The sequence below is a fragment of the Pigmentiphaga sp. genome (genome assembly GCF_019689535.1).
Classification (GTDB): Bacteria; Pseudomonadota; Gammaproteobacteria; order Burkholderiales; family Burkholderiaceae_B; genus Pigmentiphaga.
In genome coordinates, this window is the sequence record NZ_JADGHH010000283.1 from 1 (window position 1) to 3,460 (window position 3,460).

At 63.1% G+C, this 3,460-nt stretch carries 2 protein-coding genes; both read right to left on the reverse strand.

Features of this window, described 5'->3' with window-relative positions; translation table 11 throughout:
* Positions 1-57: 57 nt before the first annotated feature.
* Entirely contained in the window at positions 58-2,244 is a 2,187-nt protein-coding gene (gene glgX / locus IRZ12_RS16660) for a glycogen debranching protein GlgX (protein WP_296470919.1), read from the reverse strand.
* A 103-nt stretch (positions 2,245-2,347) separates the two neighbouring features.
* Positions 2,348-3,460 (reverse strand): D-amino acid dehydrogenase (locus IRZ12_RS16665; RefSeq protein WP_296470921.1); only part of this gene is annotated, 1,113 nt, incomplete at its 5' end.

Sequence of the window (3,460 nt, forward strand, 5' to 3'; positions counted from 1 at the left end):
ACGTTGAGCGCGCCATTGTACCCGCGTTGGGCAAAGACGAAAAATCCTGGGGCGGGCTTAGCCGGCAGCCGTTTCCGAGGTGTCCGTCAGGCGCGTTTCGATGGTTGCAAACACGCGTGCCGAAGCCCCCTTCGCTTCGAGCGCGAACAGCAAAAGCGAATGTGCCGTGACTTGGTAAACGTCGCCGGCACTGAATACGGGTAGGTCTTCCCGTACCGGCATATTGGTGTCCAGCAGGCAGGTCCAAACGTCGGGTCCTGGTACGTCGGGGAGCGTGAAGTTGACGGCGTCGTGATGGGCGTTGAACACCAACAACAAGGTTGCATCCGAAGCGGGGCGCTTGATGCCGGTCGCTTGCGCACGGCCGTCGATGAGCATGCCGAAGCAGCGCATGGACTCATCTGCCCATTGCTCGCCCGTCAGGGGCGTGGCGGCAGGCGAAAGCCATTGGACGTCGGTGACGTCCAATGCCTCATTGTACTCGCCTGTCAGGAAGCGGTTCCGCCTGAGCACCGGCAGGCGCCGCCGCAAATAGGTCAGCTTGCGCACGAACTCTTGCAGGGCGCGTCCGGCATCGTCTATCCCCTCCCAGTCCACCCAGCTGATTTCGTTGTCCTGGCAGTAGGCGTTGTTGTTGCCGCGCTGCGTTCGTCCGAATTCGTCGCCGGCAAGCATCATGGGCGTGCCTTGCGACAACAGCAGCGTCGCCAGCATGTTGCGCTTCTGGCGTTCGCGCAGGGCCAGGATGGACGGGTCATCGGTCGGCCCTTCGGCACCGCAATTCCACGAGCGGTTGTCGGAATGGCCGTCCCGGTTGTCTTCGCCGTTGGCTTCGTTGTGTTTCTCGTTGTAGGAGACGAGATCGTTCAAGGTGAAGCCATCGTGCGCCGTAATGAAATTGACGCTGGCCCAGGGTTTGCGCCCGCGCCGATTGAATTTGTCGCCCGAGGCCGTGATGCGGGTGGCAAAGTCTGCGGCAGTTCCAGGGTCTCCCTTCCAGAAACTGCGCACCGTGTCGCGGAAGCGATCGTTCCATTCCGCCCATCCCGGTGGAAAGCCGCCCACCTGATAGCCGCCCGGCCCGCAATCCCAAGGCTCCGCGATGAGTTTCACGCTCGAGAGCACAGGGTCCTGGCGGCAACTGTCGAGGAATCCTCCCCCTTCGTCGAAGCCATGCGTTTCACGGCCGAGTATGGTGGCTAGGTCGAAACGGAAACCGTCCACCTTCATCTCAGTGGCCCAGTAGCGCAGGCTGTCGGTAACCATTTGCAGCGTGCGGGGGTGGCTCAGGTTCAGCGTGTTGCCAGTTCCCGTATCGTTGATGTAATAGCGGCGCTGATCGGGCAGCAGCCGGTAGTACGAAGCGTTGTCGATGCCTTTGAACGAGAGCGTCGGGCCGAGCTCATTGCCCTCGGCCGTGTGGTTGTAGACCACATCCATGATGACTTCCAGTCCTGCGGCGTGGAAGCGATCCACCATGCTCGTGAATTCTTGCACAGGATGGCCGGCGAAATAGCGCGGGTCTGGTGCGAAAAATCCGAGGGTGTTATAGCCCCAATAATTGGTCAGTCCTTTCTCGAGCAGGTGATTGTCGTTGACGAAGGTGTGCACCGGCAGCAGTTCGACCGACGTGACGCCAAGGCTGCGTATGTAGCCGACGACTTCCGGATGCTGCAATCCGGCGATGGTTCCGCGCAACTCCGGCGGAACGGCCGGATGCAGCTTGGTATAGCCTGCCGCGTGCAGCTCGTAGATCACCGTCATGTCCCAGGGGACGCGTAGCCGGTCCGGGCGCTCGCCGCTGGCGCTGTCCACCACCATGCATTTGGGGACGAAAGGCGCACTGTCCCGCTCGTCGAAGGACAAGTCGCCGTCCGGGTCGCCGATACGATAGCCAAAGACTTCGGGTGCCCATTGCAAGTGTCCCGAGTGCGCCTTCGCATACGGGTCGAGCAGGAGTTTGTTGGGGTTGAAGCGATGGCCCTCGTCCGGAACGTAGGGGCCGTGCACGCGGTAGCCATACAAGGTTCCGGGTTGAAGGCCGTGCAAATAGCCGTGCCAGATTTCGTCCGTGAACTCTGGTAGTTCTATCCGCTCGATCTCGCGGCCGCCTGCGTCGAACAGGCAGAGCTCGACCTTTGTCGCGTGGGCGGAGAACAGCGCGAAATTAGTGCCCTTTCCATCCCACGTCGCTCCCAAGGGATAGGGGCGGCCTTCGGCGAGCCGGTATTGCCCGTTTGCCATGTGCTTCTTCCGCGGTGAGCTGACCCATAGCATGCTACAGGCGCGGGCCGGCGTCTCCTACGGCGAGGTAAAAAAAGTAAGCGAAACAAGGCAGGCTTGCAGGTCAGGCGTGGAATCGCTCGGCCGTCAGTCCGTCCAGGTCGATCTCGGGCGTGCGGCCCGATACGATGTCGGCCACGATCTTGGACGTGCCGCACGACTGGGTCCAGCCGTTGGAGCCGTGTCCGCTGTTCAGGAACAGGTTGCCCCACCGGGTGCGCCCCAGGATGGGCGGGCCGTCCGGCGTCATGGGCCGCAGCCCGGCCCAGAATTCCACCCGGCTCCAGTCCAGGCCATGCGGGAATAGCTCGCGCACGACGCGGGTCAACAAGGCCTGGCGCGCGGGATCGAGAGACAGGCCATAGCCCGTGAGCTCAGCCATGCCGGCAGCGCGGATGCGATCGCCCAGGCGCGAGATCATGATCTTGTAGTGCTCGTCCATGACCGCCATGCGAGGCACCGCATCGGGCTCGGACACGGGCACGGTGATGGAATAGCCTTTGAGCGGATAGACCGGCAGGTTCAGGCCGAGCGGGCGCAACAGGAAGGGAGCGTAGCTGCCCAGCGCGACGACGTAGGCATCGGCATGCAGTTCACCTCGAGACGTGCGGACCGAGGCGATGGCGTCTCCGGCGTGGACCAGGGACTGGATTTCGACGTTGTAGTGAAACGCGACCCCGCGCTGTTGCAACAAGCCCGCGAGGCCGACGGCGAACTTGTGGCTGTCGCCGGAAGCATCCGCCGGCAGGTGCAGGGCGCCTGACATCGTCGCCTCGCTGTGGGCCATGGCCGGCTCGACAGCAGGGATCTCTTCGGGGGCCAGGATCCGCCAGGGCACGCCGTATTCTTCCAGCGTCTTGGCCGCAAGTCGGCCGAGGTCCAGTTCGGCTTGCGTACGAAAGACTTGCAGCACGCCACCCTCGTGGAAGTCGAACGAGGGAATCGGTTCGCTGGCCGCGATCTCGCGCAAGCAGCGCAGGCTGTAATGCGCGACGCGCTGCATGCGCAGCTTGTTGATGCGGAAGCGCTCGGCATTGCAATTGCGCATCCATTGCAGCACCCATGCGACCTTGTGCGGTTCGGGCAGGGGGGAGAATCGGATGGGGGAGTTGGGCTGCACCGACTGCTTGAGCACCTTGGCGATCATGCCGGGTGCAGCCCAGGGGCCGGCGAAGCT